The organism is Haemophilus influenzae (genome assembly GCF_003494325.1).
In the GTDB taxonomy this organism is placed as follows: Bacteria; Pseudomonadota; Gammaproteobacteria; order Enterobacterales; family Pasteurellaceae; genus Haemophilus; species Haemophilus influenzae_I.
In genome coordinates this window covers 37,724-57,941 of sequence record NZ_QQIK01000005.1, presented here as the reverse complement: position 1 = coordinate 57,941, position 20,218 = coordinate 37,724, and the positions used below count along the sequence as shown (strand labels likewise).

Sequence of the window (20,218 nt, the reverse complement as noted above, 5' to 3'; positions counted from 1 at the left end):
TTTAAAGTATTTTTATCAATAATTTCGTTCACTATACCATTGATGATGAAAAGAAAAATAGCCGCCTCCTTTTTATTTTATTAGCACTGGTTGATTTCCATTTTTTGGAATGCTTATTTCAATCGACTTTTTAATAACAATCAAGGCAGTAGAGGTAATCCTAACTCCTTCAAAAATGCATTGTGCTTTTCTGTAGCTTCCCTAATTTTTAAATCCAAATCCACTAAAACCTTATGGTTAGCATCTAAATCAACTTCTTCCTCAATAGGAGTATTACTGACATAGCGGGCAATATTCAGATTGTAGCCGTTATCCTCAATTTCCTGCATAGACACACGGCGAGAGTAACCCTGTTCTTCTTTGCGGTATTTGTAGCAGTCTACAATTTTCTCAATATGTTCGCCTGTCAGGCGGTTTTGGCGTTTGCCTTTTTCAAAATAATCGGCAGCATTGATAAACAAAACGTCGTCTTCTTTTTTACATTTTTTCAACACCAAAATGCAGACTGGAATACCTGTTGAATAAAACAAATTGGCAGGCAATCCGATAACGACATCGATATTGCCGTCTTTGAGTAGTTTTGTGCGGATTTTTTCTTCCGCACCACCTCGGAACAACACACCATGCGGCAGAATGATAGCCATCGTACCGCTATCGCTTAAAAAATGGAAACCGTGCAGCAAAAAGGCGAAATCTGCTGCCGATTTAGGGGCAAGCCCATAGTTTTTGAAGCGGAAATCGTTTGCCAAATCCTCTTTCGGCTCCCAGCGGTAGCTGAACGGCGGATTGGCAACAACGGCATCGAATTCCAGCTTCTTCGCAGGATTCATTTCATTGAGAATATCCCAATCGTTGAGCAGAGAATCGCCGTGATGAATGGTAAATTCTGTATCCTTTACACCGTGCAGCAGCATATTCATCCGCGCTAGGTTGTAGGTGGTAATATTCTTTTCCTGTCCGTAGATTTTGCCGGTATGCCCGTCTGCTTTCGTCATCTGATGACGCACATTCAACAATAAAGAACCTGAACCGCAGGCAAAGTCCAGCACATTGTCCAGCTTTTTCTTTTTACCGCTGACGGGGTTTTGGCTGTCGAGCGTAACAATCCGCGATAAAATCGTGGAAACCTGCTGCGGCGTGTAAAACTCGCCGGCCTTCTTACCAGAGCCGGACGCAAACTGGGCAATCAGGTATTCATAGGCATCGCCCAGAGCATCGCTATCGGTAGAAAATTCATTGATGCCTTCAGCAATTTTCTTGATGACCTCGCTTAATCGCTTATTTCGTTCTTCGTAATTTTTGCCAAGCTTTTCCGAATTTAAATTAATTTCGGAAAATAAGCCGCTAAACGTACTTTCAAAAGACTCGTTTTCAATATATTTAAAGCCATCTTGCAAAGTATTTAATAATTCACTGCTTTGAATCCGCGCAAGCTCGGCAATGCTGCCCCAAAGAAACTCGGGCTTAATCACATAATGCACTTTACGGCGCATCTGTTTTTCAAAATCAGCGACGAATTCAGCATTTTGTTCATACCACACGGCAAGCGGTGTGCGTTTGTCTTCATCGCTCAATTGCGGATAATCCCGCCCCAATTCCTTTTGTGCGGCAAGCTCGTAGTTGTCGGACAGATAACGTAAAAACAGAAATGACAGCATATAATCGCGGAAATCGTCAGCATTCATCGCTCCGCGCAGTTGGTCGGCGATTGCCCATAGCGTTTTGCCGAGTTGATTTAATTGTTCTTGGGTCATGGTTGACTCTCTTTAAATGAATTGGGTAATAAGTCTGAATGAAACGGATATGTGTCCAATAATTTTCTCAAAACCTTTTCAAAGTTTGCTTTATTTTCAGGTAGCATTTCTTTCGGTTCAAAAACAGAATAGCCGCCATGATTAAGTACGGGAATGAGACGTTCATAAAATTCAGCATCGTCTAGTTCTATACATTTTTTAAAGCCTGCCAACCCATGAAAATTTGCTGTTTTCTCCATAATATTTCGTAGAATATTGAAGTGATAAGGATATAGCGGTTCATTATTATCCAACGTATCTTTCAGCACTTTCAGCATAGCTACATGATACAAACTGGCAGTATCCCCTTCTAATTTAATGAAATAGTATTTATCAGAAGTATTTTTAGAGAGTAAATATCTGGGTGCTTTGTTTAATTCGTTGCATAATACATTAAAAAATAAACCGTGATGAGTAGATATAATAAATTTAATATCCTTTTTAGGATCATAATTTATTTTTTTATAATCTTTTAGCATTGTTGCCAAATTATGAGCAACAGAAACTGCATAATTATCATCTAATGAAGAAATCGGGTCATCAATATAGACATATTTCACCCATTCATAAGGCGAACCATCCTCTTTATCCAAACTAAGTTGCAGAATGGCAAGGAAAAAACACCATATAAAAATATGCTCTTCTCCTCTGGATACTTTAATATTTTCATCCGGATTTTCGGGCAGGAAAAAAGAAACCTCCCATCTTTCAATTTCTTCTTTATCAGCCTCTTTTCTATGCTTCTCTTTGGTTATCCGAAAATTAAAATCTACATATTTCTGCACAAAAGGACGGATCCGGGTTTCCATTTCCAATTTCTCGATACCATCGAAAAAGTGAGAATAGTCATTCAATACCAATACTCGGTCAGTATCATTGTCCAAATCGTTGTCCCAAAAAAACAAGTCTTCGGTAAAAGCATTAAAATACAACGTATCACGGCTATTGTCTTGTTTCCCCAAATCTTTAAATGCCATTGATAAGCGTGTTTTCCCTGTGCCATTATGAGCAAAAATCAAGTGGCATTTGCTGTTTTGTTTTCTTAGTCGTCCCGCCAAGTCATTTAAATCAACTAGGTCTTTGAACGGATCTTCGTTTTGCTGTTTGTTTTTGTTTGCCATTGCGTTTTATTGGTTCTCAATTGGTTGAACCGACCATTTTCGTGATGCCGCGAAAATAGTCGCTATTTCCTTATTGTATTTTAGGGAACAATTGCTGCATCAGTCCCTTCTTATGGTCTTTCAGACGGTCTATCTGTTCGTTTTCTTCGTTAATCAGCTTGTCTAGTGATGACAGGCAATCGGCGATGGCTTCTTGTTCTTTGGGAGAAGGAAGGCAAATGCTTATATTTTCAAAAAAGTCTTGAACTGAAACATTTAGCAAACCATGATTTCTTGCTCCTTCCTGAGCTATTTGGCTGATTTCAGTGTTTTGTAATCCAGTTTCAAAATAGTGTTCGAAAAATGAACCATATTCTGAGTAAAGTTCTTGAAGTCTAAAGCAAATATAAAGTGTAGAAACAACACCTTTATCGTATAATTTCAGTGGCTTAACCGCTCCCCAAGGATAGCCATTGGAATAACTTTTGTTATATGCAAAATCGCCTTTATGCAATAAGTAATATCCTGTAATATTTTTTGCAGCAACAGATTTATTAAAAAAGTCCAGTTGACTAATTAATCCGTATTGTGCAGAAATAGTTAATACGTTTTGATTATTCTCTTTATTTTTTGAAGTTATTCTTTTGAATACATTACCTAATTTGACAACCCTCCAACCTTTACAATCTTTAAATTGCGGAAATCTAAGTTTCGGATAAACTATTTGCTTGCTTGCTTGCTTGCTTGCTTGCTTGCTTGCTTGCTTGCTTGCTTGCTTGCTTGCTTGCTTGCAGATCATTGTGGCTTGGGAATAACTGCTGCATCAAGCCTTTTTTATGCTGTTTTAAGGCTGCAAGTTTTTGTTCTTGTAATTCAATTAATTCGTCGATGGAAGATAGGCAATCGGCGATTTTTTGCTGTTCTTTTGGATCAGGGATGGCAAAGCTTAAATTAAAAAAAGTATCTGCACTAATATTTAGTAGTCCATCACTTCTTGCACCACTGGTAATATATTTTAGTAATTGAACACCATGAGCATTGTTATCAAAATATCCTTGATAAAATCCATGGACTTGATCTGATTTCAGTCTGAAACATAAAAAAACATTCGGAGCAGCTACTTTTTCCCATTTATCTAAATAATATATAGATCCTTGAGGATATTTTTTTGAGTTTCCTTTGTTATAGACAAAATCTCCTTTATTTAGAATTAGATAATTTTTGTATTGTTTTCCTGAAATATTTTTCCCGAATTTTTCTTCTTGAGAAACAATACCTACACCAGCAGTGATACTTATAGGCATTAATTTCTTATCGCCTACTTTATCTAATATTCTGGTGGATACATCTTTCAATTTAAATGTATCCCACCCCAACGTCGTCTGAAACTCCGGAAACCGCAGTTTTGGAATAACACGTTCTTGTTTATCGTCTTGTTTGTCCATGTTTGTTGTATTCATTGTCTGTGCTCTTTAGTCTTTGCTTAGAAAATATTCAAATAACGGGTCATGACATACATCCTTCCACGTTTATTGCCTGTGATTTCCTGCAAAATGCCCAACTTTTCAAATTCTTTTAACAGTGAATTGGCAGTTGATGACGATACGCCCAAGTTGTTTTCTACGTTTTGTGCGGTCTGTATCGGTTGTGTATAAAGCAGTTTCAACAGGCTATTTGCGGTTTCTGCCCGCTTGCCCAAACTCATAACAACGGTGTGCATTTCTTGTTGCAACGCCAGAATTTGACGGAAAACCTGACAGCCTTTTTTTGCCGTTTCTTCTACACCATTTAAAAAGAATAAAATCCAATGTTTCAAATCATTCCGCAGGCGTACTGCCATAAGCGCATCGTAATAGCTGGATCGATTGCGCTCAAAAAAATCTGATATATAGAAAGATGGTTTTTCCAATACTCCATGGCCAATTAAATACAAGGGGATCAGTAGACGCCCAACGCGTCCATTGCCATCTAAAAATGGATGAATGGTTTCAAATTGGTAGTGGCTGATGGCGATACGGATAAGATGTGGCACAAATATGTCTTCATTGTGCCAAAACAGCTCCAAATCACTCATTAATTCAGGTACGTTTTCATAATGCGGGGGGATAAATGCGGCGTCCATTAAACTTGAACCGCCAATCCAGTTTTGACTGCTGCGAAATTCACCGGGCAGTTTTTCTTTGCCCCTTGCTCCGCTGATTAAAGTATGGTGTGTTTGTTTAAGCAGGCGGTTGGACAGTGGTAGTGTTTTTAGCCCGTCAACCGCTTGGTTCATGGCTTTGATGTAATGTTGTACTTCACGCCAATCATCGCGTTTTTCAGGTTGGATTTGATCTTCGGGCATTAATGCTTCGTCAAGCTGAGTTTGCGTGCCTTCAATTTTGCTGGATGTTTGTGCTTCTTTGGTGATATGCATTTGAATAAATAAGTCAATATCAGGCACAATCAGTGAAAAAGCATTCAGTTCGCCTAAGGCTTTGATTGCCCGCTCCAGCATAAAGTTGATTTTGGGATCTTCCCACGACCACGGCTTGTTGATGAGCGTCGGCTCAAAACTGTTGTATTGGTAGCGTTTTTCCCATTTGCCTGCTTTGAAGGTTTCGATTTTTTGTGTTGCTGACATAAATTCACCTTGATTTTACGTTTTCCTTAAAATAACACACTTCCTTATTTCGAGAAAAACTGTTTTCTCAAAATAATAAATGCTGTTATTTCGAGAAAACAGTTTTTCTCGAAATAAGAATTGCCGTTATTTCGAGAAATCACACTTTTTACTCATACGCCTTCAATCCCGAGATCTCTTTGCCCTTTGCCAATTTTTTCAGAAAAGGCATGAGCTCTTCCATCAAGGCGAGTTCTTTAATACGACGTTCTTTCCAGTTTAAATCCAGCGGCTCAAGCAGGTCGGTCAGTTTTTCACCGTCAAAAATCATTCTATCCATAATTTCGTTGACGAATGCGGACAGGGTTGCGTTCGAGATGCCGTGTTTGTCGGAAAGTGCGGTCAGTTTTTTGTCTGTTTTTTCTTGGCAGAATGCCTGATAGCCTGCTTTAACATCTTGTTCGCTTAGGGCTTCGCCTGCTTTCAGGCTGTCGATATAGGCGATAATGTCGTCTTTTTCGTCCATCAGGTCGCTGCTAGAGGCAATCAGTTCGACTAATTGCTTTCGGCTCATCTGCTGCTTCTTCGGCTTGGATGTATTTTCAGCAATCAAGCGCATAATGTAGTCGTAATCAATGATGGCGGATGAAAAGAGGACGAATTCAAAATCCAGTTGTTCGATTTCTTGAGGTAAAACAGTGTCTTTCTTACCAGTTTTTTCTTTATAGCGTTGCGCCATATCCAGATATACGCCTTTGAAAGCACGCTGGGTATCGGTGGGTAGAATGGCTTCTATTTCTTGCTTTTGTTCTTCGCTTAAATCGGTGTATTGCCCAAGCTGGGTTTTGTAACGTTGTACTTCTTTAAATAGGTTAAGAAAGCCTGCGCGGGCGTTGTCGCCTTTAAGGTTATAAACCTCGGATGGTTCGCATGCTACGCCTTGCGATGACATGAAGTCTTCAAGTTGAGTCATGGCGTTTTGCAGTTTGGTCATGACGATTTCTGCGGGATCGACTATCCAGATTTCTTTGGCGCGCTCTGCATCCTGCCCTGAAAAGCGTTTGATGGCTTCATCTACCTGCGACTCTTGTCCGCGAAAATCGAGGATATTGCCGTAGGGCTTGCTTGCGTTCAAAACGCGGTTAGTGCGGGAAAAGGCTTGGATTAAGCCGTGGTACTTGAGATTTTTATCGACATAGAGCGTGTTCAAATATTTGCTGTCGAATCCGGTCAACAGCATATCGACGACGATGGTGATATCGATTTTGTTTTTGTGCGCATAGTCTTTGTCGGGATATTGGTGGTCTTTGATGCGTTTTTGAATACCCTGATAGTACACATCGAATTCACCGATGCTGTGGTTGGTACGGTATTGGTGGTTGTAGTCTTCGATAATAGCTTTTAAGGCTGCTTTTTTGCCTTCTGGGTCAGTTTGATTATCGAATTTTTCCTGTTGTAAATCTTCCTGCATTTGAACGATGTCGGATTGGTTTTTGTGGTCATCTTTCTGCATTGCCTGTGCAGGCGGCGAGAAAACGCAGGCGATGTTCAACGGCTCAAATTCGGGATTGTCTACTTGCAGCTTAGCTTGGGCAGACTTGAATAATTCGTAATATTCGATGGCATCGTTAATGGACGCGGTAGCAAAAATAGCGTTGAAGCGGCGCTCGCCGCCCGTTGCTGCATCGTGTTTGCTTAAAATGGAATCGACAATTGCCTGTTTGGTGGCAGGATGGGTGGCGGAAACGGGTTTATCACCTTCGGCTTTGTAATAATCGATATGGAATTTCAAGACATTGCCGTCGTCAATAGCATTGGTGATGGTGTAGGCGTGCAACTGCTGTTCAAAGATGTCTAAGGTCGTCTGAAGTGTAGCATCCGTGCCATCAATACGTTTGTAACTGGCATTTTCTTCAAAAATCGGTGTGCCAGTAAAGCCAAACATCTGAGCTTTCGGGAAGAAGTTTTTAATCGCCCGATGGTTGTCGCCGAATTGGCTTCTATGACATTCGTCAAAGATAAACACCATGCGTTTGTCTTTGAGTGTGCTTAATTGGTTATGGTATTTGCTGTTTTCTTTGAGTGCCAAGCCGAGTTTCTGAATAGTAGTTACGATGACCTTGTCAGCGTAATCGTCGGACAGCAGACGGTTTACCAAAGTTTGGGTATTGGTGTTTTCTTCAACGCAGCCTTCTTGGAAACGGTTGAATTCCTCACGGGTTTGGCGATCAAGGTCTTTTCTATCTACAACAAACAGACATTTATCGACATCAGGATTGTCTTTGAGCAGAGTTGAGGCTTTAAAGGAAGTCAGCGTTTTACCAGAACCAGTAGTGTGCCAGATATAACCATTACCGCGACTTTGATGAATGCAATCCACAATCGCTTTAACAGCATAAATTTGGTAAGGACGCATTATTAACAGTTTTTGCTCATTGGCAACTAATACCATATAACGACTGATCATTCTGCCTAAGGTACATTTTTCTAAGAATTTATCGGCAAAGTCGTAGAGATGGTTGATTTTATTGTTGGCTTCGTCTGCAAAATGATAAACGGGCAAAAAGCGTTCGTCTGCAGCGAAGCTAAAGTGTTTGTTTGAGTTGTTAGCAAAATAATAGGTACTGCTTTCGTTACTGACAATAAAAAGCTGCATAAAGCATAAAAGACTGTTACCGTAGCCGTTTCCCGTATCATTTTTGTAGTCGATAATCTGCTCAATGGCTTTTATCGGCGGAATTTGCAGGGTTTTTAGCTCGATTTGTACCAACGGAAGCCCGTTAATTAACAAAATTACGTCATAACGGTGATGGCTGTTTTCAGTATTGATACGCAGTTGGCTGATGACTTCGTAGTCATTCTTACACCAGTCTTTGATATTAACCAGAGTATAGTGGAGCGGAGTCTCATCTTCGCGAATGAAAGTATTGGTCTCGCGTAGGAGCTTCGCAGCAGAAAACACATCAGGCTTGATGATTTCCAGTTTTAAGCGTTCAAATTCGCTACTAGTTAAACGGACGCGGTTCAATTGCTCGAATTTTTGACGGAAATTTTTTTCGAGCGATTCCCGGTCGTGAATATCAGGTCGGTGGGTGTATTTTAAGTCGATCAGTTTTTGAATGAATTTGTGTTCGATGGCTGATTCGGTGTAGGTCATGGCAAAGTTTCAATAATTATAATTATAATTATTTTAACATACAAATAAATAGTTACTACATAAAAACTGGCTGCATATTTGTTGTTAAAGAGTCGTATGTTTTGGGTTTATACAATCCAATTTTTCAATAAGCCTCGCTTGATCATGGGAGCTGCATTTTTGTCGTTTATCTAATCAACGATATCTTCCATTGCCGATAGGGCCTTGGCTCGCTTGGAATCTCTTGTGAGATACTTAAATACAATCATGACGCTAACGCGGTATTTATCTAAATTGATAGACCATTTCTCTGACAGAAGTTTTTCTACATTTTCTTTTTGAAGCTCTCAATCAGTATAGAATCGCGCCAATCAATGTGACTTAAGGCCATTATGTTAGCTAGCGCATATAGATTTGTTTAGCCACTCAGTCTTAAGTGTGTGTGAATTATCAGCGATGGTAAAATCTATTTCTGCAAATTAGTTAAAAATTGCATCCTCATCCCTTCAAGGGGAATGCATCCCATACATGTCAGTAGAATCACAAAATAAATGTGATTGATAATTTTTCCTCTGCCCCTGAGTAGGGTAGCGCAACTCTTCGCGAAGAGTACGGTTCTACGTAGCTCAAAACACTAAGACTCTAGCTCAAATGTTGCTACATGGTGAACAGTTTCTAAAATAGAGTAAGATTATAGTCAGTGATTTTCCATCATGTCATAGCTTTTATAAGCATGACGAAAATAGAAGTTATTTAAGTTTATAGGTAGACATGTTTTCCGCTGTTCTCCACCTAGAAGTTAAAATAAAATTATGTGGCATATGAACAATATAAGGTAGTAATATGACCTAACACATAGATGTCATGAACGCTCGGTTTAATAGAAACTAGAGATGTAGCCCGCATTATATATTGACGCCTATCGATTTTGGTTGCGTCTGATACTCAGAACTGAGGATGTATGAGCTTTGGGAATTTTGCTAATGTGATGACCACCGAAAGTGGCAAGAATTTGATAAACGATGTGGTAATTTCAGGCGACTGTAGCATTGAAATGCCGAAAAATGGGCGAAAGGTGGCACACAAAACGACACGCCGCGCACGGCTATCTCATCAGCCAATTCCTCTCACCGCACCATAACCGCCGCCAAGACCTATGGGGCGGCAGTTTAAAAAACCGGATGCGCTTCCTTTTGGAAACCTACACCGCCATCCGCACCGCCGTGGGCAAAAATTTCTTGGTTGGCGTAAAACTTAATTCGGCGGATTTCCAAGGCAGTTTTGACGAAAGTGAATCGGTGCAAGTAGTACAAAAACTGTCGGAAATGGGTATTAATTTTATTGAAGTTTCCAGTGGTAACTACGAAAGCCCGCAAATACTCTCTACCAAAGACAACACCCGCAAACTCGAAGCATTCTTCATCGATTACTCCGAAAAAGCCCGTGCAGTTAGTTAATGTAAGGTGGACGTAAGCTCACGCGTTTAACTCAAAAAGTTATTATTGATAATATTCTTTTTTCGTGGGCTTACGCCCACCCTACGGGCTGTAGTCTTCCTTATAGTCTGGAAATAATGTGGCAGGCAAATATACTTTTAAAAATTAACGTAAAAAGGCATAATGGCAGCCCCATTTTTTATAATTATTTGTTTTAGGAGCAAAAAGATGAATATTTTATTATTAGACGGCGGTAAGGCGTTTGGTCATTCTCACGGCGAGTTGAACCACACGCTTCACAAAAAAGCGAAAGAAGTTTTGACCGCACTTGGACACAATGTAAAAGAAACTGTGATCGATGCTGGCTATGATGTTGAAGCAGAAATCGAAAAATTTTTGTGGATGGATGCCGTAATTTGGCAGATGCCAGGTTGGTGGATGCACGAACCTTGGACAGTGAAAAAATACATAGACGAAGTATTAACCAGCGGACACGGCAAGTTATATCACAGTGATGGCAGACACAGCGTTAATCCAACCGAGGGCTATGGCACAGGCGGCTTGTTGCAAGGCAAAAAACATATGCTTTCACTTACTTGGAATGCACCGATTGAAGCCTTTACTCGCGAAGGCGATTTCTTTGAAGGCAAAGGTGTGGATGTGTTGTATATGCATTTCCACAAACTCAATGAGTTCATCGGCTTGACCCGTCTGCCGACATTCTTATGTAACGATGTGGTTAAAAATCCACAAGTAGAACAATATTTATCAGACTACCAAGCACATTTGGAAAAAGTGTTTGGCTAATAAAAAATCCATCTTCAATACGAAGATGGATTTTTTGTTTATTTCCTTGAGATTGTTGTTATTTAACAACTTCCCCACAAATCATATTCATCAGAATTTGTGATGGTTACTTTAATCACGTCGCCGACTTTGACATTGATTCCGCTTAAATTATCTACATAAACTAAACCATCCACTTCAGGGGCATCTGCTTTGGAGCGGCCAATAATGCCTTCTTCGTCAATTTCATCCACTAATACATCAAGAGTTTTACCGATTTTTTGTTTTAAACGGTTTGCAGAAATTTCCTGTTGTAATTGCATGAAACGATGGAAACGTTCTTCTTTCACATCTTCTGGCACTTGGTCAGCCATATCTGTTGCAGGTGCGCCTTCAACGGGGCTGAATTTGAAACAGCCTACGCGATCAAGTTGGGCTTCTTTTAAGAAATCGAGCAATAATTGGAAATCTTCTTCTGTTTCTCCTGGGAAACCTACAATGAAAGTGGAGCGTAATGTTAAATCTGGGCAAATTTCACGCCATTGTTTAATGCGTTCTAAAGTGCGGTCAATACTGCCCGGTCTTTTCATTGCTTTTAAGATTTTCGGGCTGGCGTGTTGTAATGGAATGTCTAAATACGGCAAAAGTGTGCCGTCAGCCATTAATGGAATTAAATCATCCACATGCGGATAGGGATACACATAATGTAAGCGAACCCAAATGCCAAGTTTGCCAAGCTGTTTACAAAGGGTCATTAAATCATTTTTAATTGGCATGCCATTCCAAAAAGCCGTTTTTACACCGCCCTCTTGGCGTTTTAAATCCATGGAATAAGCGGAAGTATCTTGTGATACCACAAGTAATTCTTTTACGCCTGCTTCGGCTAAACGTTTTGCTTCGTCCAAAACTTGCGTAATAGAGCGGCTTTCCAAATCGCCACGCATAGATGGAATAATGCAGAACGTACAACGGTGATCACAGCCTTCAGAGATTTTCAAATAGGCATAATGTTTTGGTGTCAGTTTTACGCCTTGTTTTGGTACTAAGCTGGTGTAAGGGCTATGTGTCGGTTTTGACACGTATTTGTGAACTTGAGCCATCACTGTTTCATAACTATGTGGGCCGCTAACTTCCAAAACTTTAGGATGCACTTCACGAATTTGGTCTTCTTTTGCCCCCAAACAGCCAGTTACAATGACGCGCCCATTTTCTTCTAATGCTTCGCCAATCGCTTCGAGGGATTCCTGCACCGCGCTGTCAATAAATCCACAAGTATTCACAATCACTAAATCAACATTTTCATAGCTTGGCACAATGTTGTAACCATCGGTGCGTAGTTCCGTTAAGATTCGTTCAGAATCTACTAAGTTTTTGGGGCAACCAAGGCTTACAAAGCCAATGCTTGGAGTTGAATTTTGCATAAAAATAACCGTTTTTTCGCTCTATAAAATTTCAAGCGCAAGATTTTACTCAATTTTCGCAAGAAAGGCGATAAATTAAAGGCTTGGAAGAGTAAAGATTTTAAGCTAAGTGATGTAGAATAGATGGTTATGTCGGAATCATTTTTATCATTATGGAAAATTCATCTTTACTTTTAACCGCACTTTTCGATCCTGATCACTTAATTATTTTTAGCAAAATGCTCTTGGCGATGGTGCTTGGTAGTATTATTGGCTTAGAGCGTGAACTTAAACGTAAACCTGTGGGTGTAAAAACCTGCGCTATTATTGCCGTCACCACTTGTGTGCTAACCATTGTTTCGATTCAAGCCGCAGAGCATTATGCACAAGTTTCAGACAATATTCGTACGGATCCGATGCGTCTTGCGGCTCAAGTGATTAGTGGAATCGGTTTTTTAGGTGCTGGTGTGATTTTGCATAAGAAAAATGATGCGATTTCAGGTTTAACCACTGCGGCGATTATTTGGGCTTCTGCGGGGATCGGTATTGCTGCTGGAGCAGGTTTCGTATTCGATGCGGTCATTGCAACTGTGATGATTTTGGTGTCTATTCGATTAAGTCCGTTGGTTCAACGTTGGGTACATCGTAAATCACAACGTCGTCGGACAAAATTCAATATTCTTGTCAATGGTGCAGAAAGTATTGGAAAAGTCACTCAATTGTTAGTAAACAATCAGTATCGTATTGAACATATACAAGTGAAAGATCAAAGTAGTGGTGAAGTGCGGTTACAAATCTGTTGTTTTTCCATTGATTCCACAATGTTGAAAGATGCGTATGCGTTGTTGAAAGCGGAAGAAGGTGTAATGAGTGTTGAAGTAGATAACTAGAAAAAGAGCGGTCAAATTAAATTTTCTTTTAAATTAACCGCACTTTCTTTATTTTTTATTTAATTTCTTTCACAAAAGATCAATTTTCATTAAAAATACTTGATTTTGCTAACGCTATCTTGTAATTAATAATGCTATTCAAACACAACAAACTAAGGAAACAACAATGAAAAATGTAGGCTTTATCGGTTGGCGCGGAATGGTCGGTTCCGTATTAATGGATCGTATGGTGCAAGAGCAAGATTTTGCCAATATTAATCCAGTTTTCTTCACCACTTCACAAGCAGGTCAAAAAGCCCCTGTATTTGCAGGTAAAGAAGCGGGTGAGCTTAAAAATGCATTCGACATTGATGAACTTAAAAAATTAGACATTATCGTGACTTGCCAAGGTGGCGACTATACCAATGAAGTCTATCCAAAATTAAAAGCAACAGGTTGGGATGGTTATTGGGTTGATGCAGCTTCAGCGCTACGTATGAAAGATGATGCAATTATCGTACTTGATCCTGTGAATCAAAACGTGATTTCTGAAGGCTTGAAAAAAGGCATTAAAACTTTCGTGGGCGGTAACTGTACCGTGAGCTTAATGTTGATGGCTATCGGTGGTTTGTTTGAGAAAGATTTAGTGGAATGGGTATCTGTCGCAACTTATCAAGCGGCTTCGGGTGCAGGCGCAAAAAATATGCGTGAATTACTTTCACAAATGGGTTTATTAGAACAAGCGGTTTCTAGTGAATTAAAAGACCCAGCTTCTTCTATTTTAGATATTGAACGTAAAGTGACTGCAGAAATGCGTTCTGATAGCTTCCCAACGGATAACTTCGGTGCAGCATTAGGCGGTAGCTTAATCCCTTGGATTGACAAACTTCTTCCTGAAACAGGGCAAACTAAAGAAGAATGGAAAGGCTATGCAGAAACCAATAAAATCTTAGGGTTAAGCGACAATCCAATTCCTGTTGATGGTTTATGTGTGCGTATCGGCGCATTACGTTGCCACAGCCAAGCGTTCACTATCAAACTGAAAAAAGACTTACCATTAGAAGAAATCGAACAAATTATTGCATCACATAATGAATGGGTAAAAGTAATTCCAAACGACAAAGAAATCACATTGCGTGAATTAACGCCAGCGAAAGTAACAGGTACATTAAGCGTGCCAGTTGGGCGTTTACGTAAATTGGCTATGGGGCCTGAATATTTGGCAGCCTTTACTGTGGGTGACCAATTATTATGGGGGGCAGCAGAGCCAGTTCGCCGTATCTTAAAACAATTAGTGGCATAAATTTTACTTTCACTACAAAGGGCGTATTTACTACGCCCTTTTGATTAAAAATTATGATCAGAGAACCTCATTTTCATCAATTTGCCCTTGCAAAATTATTGCCTTTTTTTGAGCAATTTCCTACCCAATATCTTTCTGGTAAACGAAATATAAAATTAGCTTATCGTCATTTGATTCAACCTGAAAGTGCGGTCAGAAAATTGATGATTTTAGTAAATGGTCGAGCAGAAAATATGCTGAAATGGACTGAATTGGCTTATGATTTTTATCATCAAGGCTATGATGTGCTGCTATTTGATCACCGTGGTCAAGGCTATTCACAGCGTATTATTCCTCAAAAAGGGCATTTAGACGAATTTCGTTTCTATGTCGATGATATGGCGAAAATCATCGAAAAAGTGACCGCACTTTTCAGCTATTCAACACAGCATTTGCTTGCTCATTCAATGGGCGCATTGATTTCCACCTATTATTTGGCGAATTGTGATCATCGCATTAATAAAGCGGTACTTTCTTCGCCTTTTTACGGCATTTCTTTAAAACATCCAATTAGAGATGAACTGATTATTGCCCTAATGAATATTTTAGGACAAGGCGAGCGTTATGTTTTTGGAAAAGGCGATTATCAACAAACCCACTTGGAATACAATGAATTAACTTTCTGTAAAACCAGAATGAAATGGATGAATCGTATAAATCGTAAAAATCCAGCAATTAATCTTGGCGGACCAACATTCCGTTGGGTACATTTGTGTTTGAATGCAATTAAACGCTTACCGAAAGTTATTCCTAAGATTGAAATTCCAATCCTCATTTTACAAGCCGAAAAAGAAAAAATAGTAGATAACAAAAATCTTGAAAAATTAACCGCACTTTTTCCTTATGCAGAATCTATACTTGTACCTCAAGCAAAACATGAAATCCTTTTTGAAAAGGATAACGTGAGAAAAGCGGTGCTTGAACGCATTAATCAATTTCTTCATTCTTAAATTTTCCTAATTAGATTAAATATAAAACATTATATATTTATTTATGTAATGTTTTTTTATTTTTATCTCATGAGTGTTTAAGCTTTTATTGAGCAAGATCATAGTTTCTTTCTCACTATATCCCTACAATCCATAATACTTATTTGTAGTTATACTTTTTATTGTTTGTATAGTTGGAGTGTCTATGTCAAAAATCAAGAAAATCGTGACCGCACTTTGCTTGGTGGGTGTCGGTGTTGTAGCATTGTGGGGAACGCAATGGGTTATGCATAAAACCAGTACAACTGAGTTTTGTGTAAGTTGTCATTCAATGAGCTATCCAAAAGCAGAATGGGAAGGTTCGAGCCACTTTGCGAATACAAAAGGCGTGCGAGCACAATGTTCAGACTGCCATATTCCAAAAGAAGGTTGGCATTATGTCAAAGCGAAATTTATTGCTTTAAAAGACTTGTGGTATGAAGCACAAGGCAAGATTGAGAATAAAGAAAAATATGAAGCTCATCGCGAAGAAATGGCACAACGAGTGTGGGACGATATGAAAGCCAACGATTCAGAAACCTGTCGCAGTTGCCACAGTTTTGATGCAATGGAGCTTTCAAAACAAACTAAATTAGCAAAACAAACCCATACAGACGCTCAAACAAATGGGCAAACCTGTATTGATTGCCATAAAGGTATTGTTCACTTCCTTCCTGAAGCACATAGCGATCAAAATGCGCAAAAATCCTCTGCTGTACAAGGTGGTACTCTCTCTGATGGTTCAGCCATTTTTGCCACTGAAATGATGAAAGCGACTAATGATAAAGGAAATGAGGTTCGCTTAATGCCTTATGCAGAATTAATGCAATGGAAAGTAAATGGCGATCAAGTTCAAGGCACCTTGCATGGTTGGCAACAAGTAGGAGCTGAAGCGGTTGTTTATCAAGAGTTAGGCAAACGTATCACGCTTGCTTTACTGGATGAAGATGCACGTAATCATGTTCAAGTATTAAAAACAGTTCATGATGCAGTAACAGATTCTGACTGGAAAGAAATCAATGTTGCGGTGAATGTTAAAAAAGAAAAAATGACATCAGATTTAGCCGCACTTAATCAATACGGTAGTCAGTTAAATCAAACTCAATGTAGTAGTTGTCACGCAGCAATTAGTGCGGATCATTACACGGCTAACCAATGGATTGGTGTGGTGAATTCCATGAAAGACCGTACATCAATGAACAAAGATGAAGTGCGTGCATTAACTATTTATCTGCAACGCAATGCCAAAGATATGGCAAAAAAATAATTACTGAGTATCTAACGAGGCTGAAATGAAAAAGAATAACGTAAACGAACAACGTCGTGATTTTCTGAAAAAAACATCTTTAGGCGTGGCTGGTAGTGCCCTTTCCGGTGGTATGGTGGGCATTGTATCAAAAAGTGCGGTCGCAAAAGAAGCTGAAATGAAAACGGTAGTGACTGCCGCTCATTGGGGATCTCTTGGGGTTGTTGTACAAGATGGTAAGGTCGTAAAATCTGGTCCTGCTATTGAGCCTGCAGTGCCGAACGAATTGCAAACAGTTGTTGCCGATCAATTGTATAACGAAGCCCGCGTGAAATATCCAATGGTGCGTAAAGGCTTTTTAGCTAACCCAGGAAAAAGCGATACTACAATGCGTGGTCGTGATGAATGGGTGCGTGTTTCTTGGGATGAAGCGTTAGATTTAGTACACAATCAGCTTAAACGCATTCGTGACGAACATGGACCAACAGGCATTTTTGCCGGTTCTTATGGTTGGTTTAGCTGTGGTTCATTACATGCTTCTCGTACGTTATTACATCGTTATATGAACGCTACCGGTGGTTTTGTGGGGCATAAAGGAGATTATTCTACGGGTGCTGCGCAAGTAATCATGCCGCATGTGCTTGGTACTATTGAAGTCTATGAACAACAAACCAGCTGGGAATCCATATTAGAAAGTAGTGATATTATTGTGCTTTGGTCTGCAAATCCACTCACAACCATGCGTATTGCTTGGATGTCTACTGACCAAAAAGGGATTGAATATTTCAAAAAATTCCAAGCGAGTGGAAAACGCATTATTTGTATCGACCCGCAAAAAAGCGAAACTTGCCAAATGCTGAATGCAGAATGGATTCCGGTGAATACAGCAACGGATGTGCCATTAATGCTTGGTATTGCGCATACTTTAGTTGAACAAGGTAAGCACGATAAAGATTTCTTGAAAAAATACACATCGGGTTATGCTAAATTCGAGGAATATTTATTAGGTAAAACCGATGGCCAACCAAAAACAGCAGAATGGGCGGCAAAAATTTGTGGTGTACCAGCAGAAACGATTAAACAGCTTGCAGCAGATTTCTCTAGCAAACGTACCATGTTAATGGGGGGCTGGGGTATGCAACGCCAACGCCATGGTGAACAAACCCACTGGATGTTAGTAACGCTAGCGTCTATGTTGGGACAAATTGGCTTGCCAGGTGGTGGTTTCGGTTTAAGCTATCACTATTCAAATGGTGGGGTGCCAACAGCGACAGGGGGTATTATCGGCTCCATTACCGCAAGTCCATCAGGCAAAGCGGGTGCAAAAACATGGTTGGATGATACCTCTAAATCTGCCTTCCCATTAGCTCGTATTGCTGATGTGTTGCTCCATCCAGGCAAAAAAATTCAGTATAACGGTACTGAAATTACTTATCCTGACATCAAAGCGGTATATTGGGCAGGTGGTAACCCGTTTGTTCACCATCAAGATACCAATACCTTAGTGAAGGCCTTCCAACAACCTGATGTGGTGATTGTCAATGAGGTGAACTGGACGCCAACTGCACGCATGGCAGATATTGTATTGCCGGCAACTACCAGTTATGAACGTAATGACTTAACCATGGCAGGCGACTACTCCATGATGAGCGTTTACCCGATGAAACAAGTGGTTCCACCACAATTTGAAGCGAAAAATGACTACGATATTTTCGTTGAACTCGCAAAACGAGCAGGTGTGGAAGAACAATACACTGAAGGTAAAACGGAAATGGAATGGCTGGAAGAATTCTACAATGCAGCCTTTACTGCCGCACGTGCAAACCGTGTAGCAATGCCACGTTTTGATAAATTCTGGGCAGAAAATAAACCATTAAGTTTTGAAGCGGGCGAAGCCGCGAAGAAATGGGTGCGTTATGGTGAATTCCGTGAAGATCCATTGCTCAATCCGCTCGGCACGCCATCAGGCAAAATTGAGATTTTCTCTGATGTTATTGAGAAAATGCATTATAACGACTGTAAAGGTCACCCAAGCTGGATGGAGCCAGAAGAATTTGCGGGTAATGTGACAGAAGAATATCCGTTAGCTTTAGTGACGCCACATCCTTACTATCGTTTACATAGCCAATTGGCACATACTTCATTACGTCAAAAATATGCGGTAAATGATCGTGAGCCAGTGATGATTCACCCTGAAGATGCCGCTGCTCGCGGTATTAAAGACGGTGATATTGTTCGCATTCATAGCAAACGCGGTCAAGTGCTTGCAGGTGCGGTTGTCACAGAAAACATCATCAAAGGTACCATTGCTCTACATGAGGGTGCATGGTATGACCCAATGGACTTAGGTGAAAGTGAAAAACCATTGTGTAAAAATGGTTGTGCAAATGTCTTAACTAGAGATGAAGGTACATCTAAATTGGCACAGGGTAATTCTCCAAATACTTGTATCGTTCAGATTGAGAAATTTACAGGTGTAGCACCAGAAGTTACGGTATTTAAACAACCTAAACAGGTGGCGTAAAACTATTAAAAATATAACCGCACTTCAAAAAGTGCGGTTCTTTTTTAATAATAGAACGAAGAGGCATTAACAGCACTAAATTCTAAACATGAGGTGTTATTTGAGCAAGATGAATTAAGACGGGAAACAATATCTAAGATTTTAGTACTTTTGAATGATAAGTAGATTTTTATTCAATAATATATTTAATGTGTAGATAAAATATTCAAACAGGTGTGTTTTTCAAAAAATGGTTTGACATATTTTCTAAAAAACGTATTATACCGCTCACACTGATTGTGGTGAGATGGCCGAGCAGGCTGAAGGCGCTCCCCTGCTAAGGGAGTATGGGGTTAAAAAGCTCCATCGAGGGTTCGAATCCCTCTCTCACCGCCATTGTTTGTTTTATTTATTCTGCACCCGTAGCTCAGCTGGATAGAGTACTCGGCTACGAACCGAGCGGTCAGAGGTTCGAATCCTCTCGGGTGCGCCATTTTTAAAACGGCTCTATCTTATTAAAGTGGTTATGAATAATTAAAGCATCATCTACGCACCCGTAGCTCAGCTGGATAGAGTACTCGGCTACGAACCGAGCGGTCAAAGGTTCGAATCCTTTCGGGTGCGCCATTTCTACATTATTACTTTCATTAAAATATTCTTTACTATTCAATACATTTGTTATATTTATTTCTTGCATCTATTTATTTTTAATCATTTAAAATATGAAAAAACAATCTTTACCAACTAAATTTAGCCCGTTTGCTTGGGGGCTTGCTGCTTTTTGTTCGCCTATATTATTGTGTCCAATGGCATTATTAATTTCTACGGCATTCAGTAAAAATCCTCATCTAACAAACTGGCAAATCAATTTATTTTCAATACTTTTTTGGGTTTATCCCTTTATTCTAGCCATTACAGCTCGAATACTATACCTTATTCATCAACATAAACCTAAACTAGCAAATAAATTATTAATATTAAGTGCGGTCATTTTTTATGTGGTTTTAATTACGATTTGTAAAATTGGTTTATAAAAA

13 protein-coding genes, 3 tRNA genes and 3 pseudogenes are annotated in these 20,218 nt (G+C 39.7%); 11 read left to right on the top strand and 8 right to left on the bottom strand.

The window, feature by feature from the left end; genetic code table 11:
• Positions 1-140: 140 nt before the first annotated feature.
• From DV356_RS08350 to DV356_RS08325, 7 genes and pseudogenes are all read right to left on the bottom strand, one after another.
• Positions 141-1,754: a type I restriction-modification system subunit M gene (locus tag DV356_RS08350; protein ID WP_118806818.1), complete on the bottom strand. Its 1,614-nt coding sequence runs from the start codon at positions 1,752-1,754 to the stop codon at positions 141-143.
• Positions 1,751-2,914, bottom strand: a complete 1,164-nt coding sequence (locus tag DV356_RS08345) for an AAA family ATPase (protein ID WP_112119611.1) — start codon at positions 2,912-2,914, stop codon at positions 1,751-1,753. Before DV356_RS08345 ends, DV356_RS08350 begins: the two co-directional genes overlap by 4 nt.
• Before the next feature lie 70 nt (positions 2,915-2,984).
• Entirely contained in the window at positions 2,985-3,533 is a 549-nt protein-coding gene (locus DV356_RS08340) for a restriction endonuclease subunit S (RefSeq protein WP_239495807.1), read from the bottom strand.
• Between the two features lie 80 nt (positions 3,534-3,613).
• Positions 3,614-3,685, bottom strand: a pseudogene (locus DV356_RS10030) (adhesin); the annotation flags it as partial.
• A 107-nt stretch (positions 3,686-3,792) separates the two neighbouring features.
• Positions 3,793-4,338 (bottom strand): annotated as a pseudogene (locus DV356_RS08335) (restriction endonuclease subunit S); the annotation flags it as partial.
• A 38-nt stretch (positions 4,339-4,376) separates the two neighbouring features.
• Positions 4,377-5,516 (bottom strand): Fic family protein, encoded by a 1,140-nt coding sequence (locus DV356_RS08330; RefSeq protein ID WP_112119610.1) that lies wholly within the window; start codon positions 5,514-5,516, stop codon positions 4,377-4,379.
• A 148-nt stretch (positions 5,517-5,664) separates the two neighbouring features.
• A complete protein-coding gene (locus tag DV356_RS08325; protein ID WP_118806816.1) occupies positions 5,665-8,652 on the bottom strand; it encodes a type I restriction endonuclease subunit R in 2,988 nt (995 codons plus the stop codon).
• Positions 8,653-9,613: 961 nt separating this feature from the next.
• Between DV356_RS08325 and DV356_RS08320 the strand changes: the two are divergent.
• Both DV356_RS08320 and DV356_RS08315 read left to right on the top strand, forming a co-directional pair.
• A pseudogene (locus DV356_RS08320) lies at positions 9,614-10,085 on the top strand (oxidoreductase); the annotation flags it as partial.
• Between the two features lie 210 nt (positions 10,086-10,295).
• Complete coding sequence (locus tag DV356_RS08315) at positions 10,296-10,874, top strand: NAD(P)H-dependent oxidoreductase (RefSeq protein ID WP_048942749.1); 579 nt, start codon at positions 10,296-10,298, stop codon at positions 10,872-10,874.
• A 62-nt stretch (positions 10,875-10,936) separates the two neighbouring features.
• On the opposite strand, the gene rimO is transcribed toward DV356_RS08315, so the two are convergent.
• On the bottom strand, positions 10,937-12,274 hold the full coding sequence (gene rimO, locus DV356_RS08310) for a 30S ribosomal protein S12 methylthiotransferase RimO (protein ID WP_048950749.1): 1,338 nt from the start codon (positions 12,272-12,274) through the stop codon (positions 10,937-10,939).
• 152 nt (positions 12,275-12,426) lie between these two features.
• Here rimO and DV356_RS08305 point away from each other — a divergent pair, with 152 nt between their 5' ends.
• The 9 genes from DV356_RS08305 to DV356_RS08265 all read left to right on the top strand — a co-directional run bounded on the left by DV356_RS08305 (position 12,427) and on the right by DV356_RS08265 (position 20,215).
• A complete protein-coding gene (locus DV356_RS08305) occupies positions 12,427-13,143 on the top strand; it encodes an MgtC/SapB family protein (RefSeq protein WP_005650876.1) in 717 nt (238 codons plus the stop codon).
• Between the two features lie 166 nt (positions 13,144-13,309).
• A complete protein-coding gene (asd, locus tag DV356_RS08300; protein ID WP_005650877.1) occupies positions 13,310-14,425 on the top strand; it encodes an aspartate-semialdehyde dehydrogenase in 1,116 nt (371 codons plus the stop codon).
• A 53-nt stretch (positions 14,426-14,478) separates the two neighbouring features.
• On the top strand, positions 14,479-15,414 hold the full coding sequence (locus DV356_RS08295) for an alpha/beta fold hydrolase (RefSeq protein ID WP_118806814.1): 936 nt from the start codon (positions 14,479-14,481) through the stop codon (positions 15,412-15,414).
• A gap of 184 nt (positions 15,415-15,598) precedes the next feature.
• Positions 15,599-16,699 (top strand): NapC/NirT family cytochrome c, encoded by a 1,101-nt coding sequence (locus tag DV356_RS08290; RefSeq protein ID WP_075913425.1) that lies wholly within the window; start codon positions 15,599-15,601, stop codon positions 16,697-16,699.
• Positions 16,700-16,724: 25 nt separating this feature from the next.
• Positions 16,725-19,202 carry a trimethylamine-N-oxide reductase TorA gene (torA, locus tag DV356_RS08285; protein ID WP_118806813.1) on the top strand — a complete coding sequence of 826 codons (2,478 nt, stop codon included), beginning with the start codon at positions 16,725-16,727 and terminating at the stop codon, positions 19,200-19,202.
• Between the two features lie 280 nt (positions 19,203-19,482).
• Positions 19,483-19,577 (top strand) — tRNA-Ser (locus DV356_RS08280).
• Positions 19,578-19,597: 20 nt separating this feature from the next.
• Positions 19,598-19,674: transfer RNA gene (locus DV356_RS08275), tRNA-Arg, on the top strand.
• A 57-nt stretch (positions 19,675-19,731) separates the two neighbouring features.
• A tRNA-Arg gene (locus DV356_RS08270) sits at positions 19,732-19,808 on the top strand.
• Between the two features lie 95 nt (positions 19,809-19,903).
• Positions 19,904-20,215, top strand: a complete 312-nt coding sequence (locus tag DV356_RS08265) for a DUF5389 family protein (protein ID WP_005654509.1) — start codon at positions 19,904-19,906, stop codon at positions 20,213-20,215.
• The last annotated feature ends 3 nt before the right edge of the window (positions 20,216-20,218 follow it).

Bases quoted from the DNA above. Each gene is read 5' to 3' on its own strand.
- DV356_RS08350 (WP_118806818.1), bottom strand. From the start codon at position 1,754: ATGACCCAAGAACAATTAAATCAACTCGGCAAAACGCTATGGGCAATC.
- DV356_RS08345 (WP_112119611.1), bottom strand. From the start codon at position 2,914: ATGGCAAACAAAAACAAACAGCAAAACGAAGATCCGTTCAAAGACCTA.
- DV356_RS08330 (WP_112119610.1), bottom strand. From the start codon at position 5,516: ATGTCAGCAACACAAAAAATCGAAACCTTCAAAGCAGGCAAATGGGAA.
- DV356_RS08325 (WP_118806816.1), bottom strand. From the start codon at position 8,652: ATGACCTACACCGAATCAGCCATCGAACACAAATTCATTCAAAAACTG.
- DV356_RS08315 (WP_048942749.1), top strand. From the start codon at position 10,296: ATGAATATTTTATTATTAGACGGCGGTAAGGCGTTTGGTCATTCTCAC.
- rimO (WP_048950749.1), bottom strand. From the start codon at position 12,274: ATGCAAAATTCAACTCCAAGCATTGGCTTTGTAAGCCTTGGTTGCCCC.
- DV356_RS08305 (WP_005650876.1), top strand. From the start codon at position 12,427: ATGGAAAATTCATCTTTACTTTTAACCGCACTTTTCGATCCTGATCAC.
- asd (WP_005650877.1), top strand. From the start codon at position 13,310: ATGAAAAATGTAGGCTTTATCGGTTGGCGCGGAATGGTCGGTTCCGTA.
- DV356_RS08295 (WP_118806814.1), top strand. From the start codon at position 14,479: ATGATCAGAGAACCTCATTTTCATCAATTTGCCCTTGCAAAATTATTG.
- DV356_RS08290 (WP_075913425.1), top strand. From the start codon at position 15,599: ATGTCAAAAATCAAGAAAATCGTGACCGCACTTTGCTTGGTGGGTGTC.
- torA (WP_118806813.1), top strand. From the start codon at position 16,725: ATGAAAAAGAATAACGTAAACGAACAACGTCGTGATTTTCTGAAAAAA.
- DV356_RS08265 (WP_005654509.1), top strand. From the start codon at position 19,904: ATGAAAAAACAATCTTTACCAACTAAATTTAGCCCGTTTGCTTGGGGG.